Origin of the sequence: Streptomyces sp. NPDC057654 (genome assembly GCF_042800135.1) — a bacterium.
Lineage (GTDB): Bacteria > Actinomycetota > Actinomycetes > Streptomycetales > Streptomycetaceae > Streptomyces.
Map to the genome: position 1 here is coordinate 1 of NZ_JBHVHQ010000452.1, position 6810 is coordinate 6810.

Below are 6810 nucleotides of genomic sequence, written 5' to 3' on the forward strand. Positions count from 1 at the left end.
GAACGGAGGGGACGGCAGGAAACCGCCCGGTCAGCGGCTCGGGCGCCGGGCCGGCCGTTCGCGGGGTCAGTGGGTCGGCGGCGCCGGGGCCGAGTCCGGCGCGGCGCCCTCACCGGCCTGCCGCGCGACCTCCCCCTCCCCGCCCCGGTAGCGCCCCGGCAGGAACAGCCCGACGACCACGGCGGCGGCGCAGACCACGACGCCCGCCCAGAACGCCTGGCCGAAGGCGTGGGCGAGGGGCGCGGCCAGGCTCGGGTCGTCGGCGGCGCTGGGCGTGCCGGTGGCGCCGGGGATCGCGGCGGCGATGCGGTTCTGGAAGAGGAGCGCGAGACCGCCGGTGCCGACGGCGCCGCCGAGTTGCAGGAGTACGTACAGCGCGCTGGTGGCCCGCGCCGCCACCGCTTCTCCGATGGCCTGGTAGGCCGCGCCGAGGGCGGGTCCGAAGGTGGCCCCGGTGCCGACGCCGCGTACGAACAGCCAGAAGGCGAGCCATCCCTGGCCGGTGCCGGCGTCGATCTGGGTGTAGGCGAACGTGCCGACGCAGGCCAGGGCCATGCCGAACGGGACGACGCCGCGCGCGCCGAAGCGCTCGGTGAGGCGGCTGACGAACGGCAGGACGAGGGCGGCGCCGAGCCCCTGCGGGGCGACCATGAGCCCGGCGTGCACGGGGCCCTCGCCGCGGACGATCTGGTCGTACAACGGGATCATGAACAGCCCGCTGTTGACGGTGAAGCCGAGCATGAACAGCATGACCGTGCAGCGGGCGAACTTGCCGTTGGCGAAGAGCCGCAGATCGATGAGGGGCACGCCCTTGGTGCGCAGGGCGTGCGCACCGTAGCCGAGCAACAGCAGAACCCCGAGAACGACGGGAACCAGCACGGTGGCGGAACCGGGCCGCGCGCCCGTACCGGCCTGGGAGAGTCCGTAGACGAGGAGCCCGAGGCCCGGGGAGAGCAGGGCGAAGCCGAGGGAGTCGAAGCCGCCGTCGGCGGGCCGGGCGGCGGGCTGGTCCTTGGGCAGAACGCGCCGGGCCAGCAGGAGGGCGGCGGCCCCGATCGGCAGGTTGAGGAAGAACAGCCAGCGCCACCCCGCCAGTTCCATGACGGAACCGCCGATCACCGGCCCGAACACCGGGGCCAGCATCATCGGAATCTGCACCAGGCTCATCACCCGGCCCACGCGGCGCGGCCCGGCGGTCCGGGCGATCATCGTCTGCGCGACCGGCTCGATGAGCCCGCCCGCGAAGCCCTGGACGATACGGAAGACGATGAGGCTCGGCGCGTCCCACGCAAGCCCGGACAGCGCGGAGGCTACAAGGAACAGCGCGAGCGTCCCCATCCACATCCGCCGCCCGCCGAACCGGTCGACGGCCCACCCCGACAGCGGAATGGCCACGGCCATCGCCAGCATGTACCCGGCGCCGATCCACTGGATGGTCGACAGCGGCGAGTGGAGGTGCTCCCCGATCCTGTCCATGCCGACGCTGACGATCGTGGTGTCCAGCAGCGCCAGAAACGCACCGAGGATCAGCAGCCCGCACGCCAGCCCGGTCCGCCGGTCCATCCGGTCGGGGTCCGCCCCCGCCACGCCGCCGGGATCGCCGCTCGCCGCCTTCATGGACGTCCTCCGCTCATCGGCCGACTACGGGAAGTGCCCGCCCAACAGTAGTGGTCACTACACGAATTGATCGCCGATCAGCCAAGTCGGCTGACCGCCTGGGTGCGGGCCGACGGCGCCGCTCGCCACGGCCGCGTGCGCGGCGGCGGCGCTTGCGTCGGCGCTAGCCTGACGGTATGGGATCTGCTGGAGAACGCCTCAAGACCACCCGCAAACTGCGGGATCTGACGCAGAGCGATCTGGCCCGCGCGTCGGGAGTCTCGAAATCCGTGATCACAAAACTCGAACAGGGAGAACGGGAAGGGGCCCGCCTCGAAACGTGGCGGAAACTGGCCCATGCGCTGCGCGTCCCGACGATGTACCTCGCGGGCGACCGGGACGGCGACGGGGCGGACCCGGACACGGAGGACCGTTGGGCGGCCGTACGCGCCGCCGTCGCCGCCCCGCCGGTCTCCTCCGAGGAGGAGGATCTGCCCACCGTCACCGGTGTGGCCGACGCGTTGAAGGCGGCCCAGCCGCTTTTCAAGAGCGACGCGTTCGCCGCGTTGGCGGTGGTCGCCCCGGCCCTGGTGCGCGACGCCGACGCACTCGGTCCGGAGGGTCGGGCCGTGCGCGTACGGACCCTGCAACTCGTCGGATGGCTGCTGACGCAGACGCGCCAGTTCGCGGCGGCGGAGACGGCCCTGACCCGCGCCTTGGACGATGCCGGGGACCGCCTACAGGTGGCGGCCACCGTCAACACGCTGTGCTGGCTGCGTCTGCGCCAGGGAAGGCTGGGCGAGGCCCGCGAACTGGCGACGCACTGGGCCGACGAGACCGAACCCCGGATCTCCCGCGCGACGCCCGCCGAACTCAGCACGTGGGGATGGCTGCTGCTGCGCGTGTCGGCGGCAGCGGTACGCGACAACGCTCCGGGCGAGGCCGAGGACGCACTGCGCCTCGCACGGTCGGCGGCGGTGGCCGTCGGACGCGAGTACGCCCCGGAGAACGACCACCTCCGCACCTTCGGCCCCGTGACCGTCGCCTTGAAGCGCGCCGAGAACGCCGCCGTCGTCGACCGCCCGGACGTAGTCCTACGCCTCGCCGAGCGCGTACCGACCGGCGGCCTCCGGCCGACCAGCAACAACCGCAACCGTCACTACCTCGACGTAGCCGACGCCTACGCCAAAACCCGCGACTACAGCGCGGCAGTTGAACGCCTCATGGTCATCCGCGACGGCTCACCCGAGTGGCTGCCACAGCAACGATTCGCCCGCGACATCATGGAGCGCCTGGTCAAGGGCCACCGCACGCGCACGCCAGAGATGCGCGAACTGGCCGGGGCAGTCGGCCTGGCGTTGTGATCGCGCGAGCACGCATCAAGGGGTAGGCGGCGCTAGCCTGGAGGTATGGGTTCCGCTGGAGAACGCCTCAAGACCACTCGCGAACTGCGGGACCTGACGCGAAGCGATCTGGCCCGCGCGTCGGGAATCTCGAAATCCGTGATCACAAAACTCGAACAAGGAGAACGGGAAGGCGCCCGCCTCGAAACGTGGCGGAAACTGGCCCATGCGCTGCGCGTCCCCACGATGCATCTGGCCGGAGACCCCCGACCGGAGAAGACGGACACGACGACCGAGACTCAGTGGACGGCCGTGCGCGCGGCCCTGGCCGCTCCGCCGCCGGTCGAGGGCGATGCGATCGAGACTGACGCGCCCACCATCGAAGGCGTGAGTGACGCAGTGAAAGCCGCACAGGCCCTCGTGACGGCGGACGAGTACGCGACGCTGGCCCAGGTCACCCCGGCCCTCATCCGCGACGCGGACGCCCTCGGCCCGGAGGGGCGCGCGGTGCGCGTACGTGCGCTGCAACTCGTCGGCATGGTGATGGTTCACAACCGTCAGTTCGACGCCGCCGAACTGGCGCTGAGGCGCGCGATGTCGGACGCGGCGGACCGCTTGGAGACGGCCGCCAGTGTGGACACCCTGTGCTGGCTCAAGCTGCGGCAAGGGCGGCTGGGCGAAGCGTACGAACTGGCGGTGCACTGGGCCGACGAGACGGAACCGCGCCTGTCCCGCGCCACGCCCGAGGAACTGAACGCGTGGGGCAGCCTCCTGCTGATGGTGGCCGCCGCGGCGGTGCGGAACAACAACCCGTCGGCCGCGGCCGACTCGATGAAACTGGCCCGCGCCGCGGCGGTGGCAGTGGGCAAGGAGCAGCGCAGCAGGCGCGACGCCATCCGCTCGTTCGGCCCCACCACGGTCGCGATGAAGACAGCCGAAATCGCCTCCGTCCTCGACCAGCCCGACCGGGTGCTGCGCCTCGCCGAACGCGTCCCGCTCGGCGGGCTCTCACCGAGGTGGAACAACCGCAACCGCCACCTCCTGGACGTGGCCGACGCGCACGCCCGAACTCGCGACTATCCGGAAGCAGTTGAGCTTCTTCAGCGCGTCCGGAACGACTCCCCGCAATGGCTGCCGCAGCAGCGCTACGCGCGCGACATCCTCGACACCGTGGTGCGTGGCCGTCGCACCCTCACCCCAGAGATGCGCGAGCTGGCTGCGGTGGTTGGCCTGCCCATGTGATTCCGCGGGCACTTACCGCTCACGCATAGCGAAAATGCCACAGGCATCGGGACCTCTCCCTGCGAGCGCGACGTACCACGCCAGTTGGAGCGGCCCTCGCGATGCCCAATCGCGCCCAACACGCCCCCGCCGCATTGTTGACGCTGCTCACATCGCCGACTAGCCTCGATGTGAGCAGCGCTAACATAAGGATGGGGACGATGGCCATGGCTTCGACCCGGCAGGACACCGTCACAGTCGACCTGGGCGGCCGTACGGTCACGGTCCCCAAGGGGGGCCTGTACGACCGGTACCGGATGGATACCGACCTGGACGACGTCGCCCGCGATCCGCGCGTCAGCGGTGTGGAGTTCTTCCGGCGGCTGCCCAAGACGCGGGTCGACTCCCCGATCGGCGACACCCTCACCCCGAACTTCTACTACCGCGTCTCGACGGCCCGCCTCACGATGCTCGCCCGCTCCCGCGCCATCCGCGCCCGCCTGCCACGGGAGCTGGCGCCGCTGGAGATCGCACCGGGGCTCGGGCTGGTCTCGGTGATGTTCTTCCGGTACGACGTGTGCGACATCGACTTCTACACCGAGGCCGCCGTCGGCATCGCCGTGAAACCCGCACGCCACGGCGGCCTCGGCCTCGTCGATCTCGTCGCCGCGCTCAAGAACGAGGACCTGGACACGTACGTGCTCTCGCTGCCGGTGAGCACGGACATCGCCCAGGTCCGCGGTCGCGACGGCTACGGCTTCCCCAAGTGGGTCACTCCGCTGGACGTCATCGTCGACGCCGACCGGACGGCCGCGCGTGTGGCCAACGAGGAAGGCGGCACGGACCTGGCGTTCGCGGCGGCAACCCCGGCGCAGCGCACGTATCCCAGCGGTACGCGCGTGTCGACCCTCACCTCGTACACCTCGATCGGCGGGGCCTGGCACTCCACCCTGAGCCAGACCAACGTGCTGGCGGCGGGGGCGGCCCGGCTCCCGCGCGGGGCGGCGCTCCAGGTCGGCGAGGGCCGCATGGCCGAGGATCTGCGCTCGCTGCGACCGCTGAAGACGGTGCGGTTCGACGTCATGACCGAGGGCCAGCTCGCACTGCACATGCCGGTCCCCGCCTCCCTTCCGAACCGGACCCGGTGACACCCGGTGACCAGGAGCCCCACCATGACCACAGTCCTCTTCGTCGTCTCCGCAGCCGACCGCTGGACGCTCAAGGGCGGCGAGGCCCACCCCTCGGGCTACTGGGGCGAGGAACTCGCCATGCCGCACAAGATCTTCACCCAGGCGGGATGGGACATCACCCTCGCGACGCCCGGCGGCAAGGCCCCCACCCTCGACCGCCTCAGCATGTCCCGTACGGCCGGCCTGCCCTCCACCCTGCGCGAGGTCGCCCGCTACCTGCGCTCCCTCCAGGCCGAACTGGACAGCCCCGCGGCGCTGGAGGCGGTCGACCCGGACGCGTACGACCTGGTCTTCTACCCGGGCGGCCACGGACCAATGGAGGATCTCGCCGTCGACCCGGCCTCCGGCGCGCTCCTCACCCGGGTCCTGCGCTCCGGCAAGCCGCTGGCCCTGCTCTGCCACGCGCCGGCCGCCGCGTTCGCCGCGGAGAACGACGACGGGTCGTGGCCCTTCACCGGCTACCGGATGACCGGACTTTCCAACCTGGAGGAGAAGTTCAACAGCTTCGGCCGCAAGGCGATCTGGCTTCTTGAAGACCGTCTGCGCGCAAGCGGCACCGACTACCGCAAGGGACGCCTCCCGCTGCTCCCCTTCGTGGAAGTCGACCGCAACCTCTACACAGGGCAGAACCCCGCCTCGTCCAAACCGCTCGCCCGCCGGCTCGTAGCCGACCTGTCCGACCCGGCCGGCCTCGGCGCCTGAGCGCACAGCTCCAGCCCGGCCGCCAGCCGCTCCCCCGCCGTCGCCCACGGCCTGGCCTCGATCACCGGCAGGCCGAGCGCCGCCGCCCGCTCCGCGAGCACGTCGCCGTACCGGGCGCTAACCCGCGCCCGGTGCAACTGCGGACCCTCCTCGGGCTCGCGGTCGCGGTAGTTGCGTACGAGCTGGTCGACGTCGCCCTCACGGACGAACGCCGCGCGCACCTCCCCCGTACCCGCCTCAACACCCGCGAACGAACGCTGCGCGGCGAGCGCGGGCAGCACGTAGTCGCCCTCGATGACGACGGGGACGCGGGTGCGCAGGTGATTGGCGACGACCGCCTCGACGGCGGGCCGTACGGCTTCGCAGATCGCGAGCTGGAGCTCGACGACCCGCTCGACGGGCAGGTCGGCGTCCTCGGGGTGGACAGTCCAGTGGTGGAGGGCGGGCTGCTGCTCAGGGGTGGTCATGGCCTGTACGGCCTCGACGAGGTCGTCCACCTCCACCACCGGCACCCCGTACCGCCGGGCCAGCGGGTAACCGAGCCGCGTCTTCCCGCTCCCCGACGCCCCGCCCAGCAGCGTCACCAGCCAGTCCGGCCCGTCCCCGCTCATTCCGTCCATCCCCGGTCGCTTCCTTTCCTCGTCCCTCACCTGCGGACTCACGGTACATAGGCGCCCGGAGGGCCGGCGGCGGCGTGTCCGCGGATGTGTCCGAGCGGGGTCCCGGACACATCCGGCTGTCCCGGACGCGTCCGGGAC

At 71.7% G+C, this 6810-nt stretch carries 6 protein-coding genes; 4 read left to right on the forward strand and 2 right to left on the reverse strand.

Annotated features, from left to right (window positions below; all coding sequences use genetic code 11):
• Nucleotides 1-66: 66 nt before the first annotated feature.
• Nucleotides 67-1617, reverse strand: coding sequence for an MDR family MFS transporter (locus tag ACFU99_RS27490; protein WP_384396844.1), 1551 nt, complete (start codon nt 1615-1617; stop codon nt 67-69).
• A 176-nt stretch (nt 1618-1793) separates the two neighbouring features.
• Here ACFU99_RS27490 and ACFU99_RS27495 point away from each other — a divergent pair, with 176 nt between their 5' ends.
• The 4 genes from ACFU99_RS27495 (at nt 1794) to ACFU99_RS27510 (ending at nt 6052) form a co-directional block, all read left to right on the forward strand.
• On the forward strand, nt 1794-2960 hold the full coding sequence (locus ACFU99_RS27495; protein ID WP_384396847.1) for a helix-turn-helix domain-containing protein: 1167 nt from the start codon (nt 1794-1796) through the stop codon (nt 2958-2960).
• A 45-nt stretch (nt 2961-3005) separates the two neighbouring features.
• A complete protein-coding gene (locus ACFU99_RS27500) occupies nt 3006-4181 on the forward strand; it encodes a helix-turn-helix domain-containing protein (protein ID WP_384396850.1) in 1176 nt (391 codons plus the stop codon).
• Nucleotides 4182-4387: 206 nt separating this feature from the next.
• A complete protein-coding gene (locus ACFU99_RS27505) occupies nt 4388-5308 on the forward strand; it encodes an acetoacetate decarboxylase family protein (RefSeq protein WP_384396859.1) in 921 nt (306 codons plus the stop codon).
• Nucleotides 5309-5332: 24 nt separating this feature from the next.
• The gene (locus ACFU99_RS27510) at nt 5333-6052 is read left to right on the forward strand and encodes a type 1 glutamine amidotransferase domain-containing protein (protein ID WP_384396853.1); all 720 of its coding nucleotides are present in this window, start codon (nt 5333-5335) and stop codon (nt 6050-6052) included.
• Here the strand turns inward: ACFU99_RS27510 and ACFU99_RS27515 are convergent.
• Nucleotides 5965-6672, reverse strand: coding sequence for a hypothetical protein (locus ACFU99_RS27515; protein ID WP_384396856.1), 708 nt, complete (start codon nt 6670-6672; stop codon nt 5965-5967). The genes ACFU99_RS27510 and ACFU99_RS27515 overlap by 88 nt on opposite strands.
• Between the last annotated feature and the right edge of the window lie 138 nt (nt 6673-6810).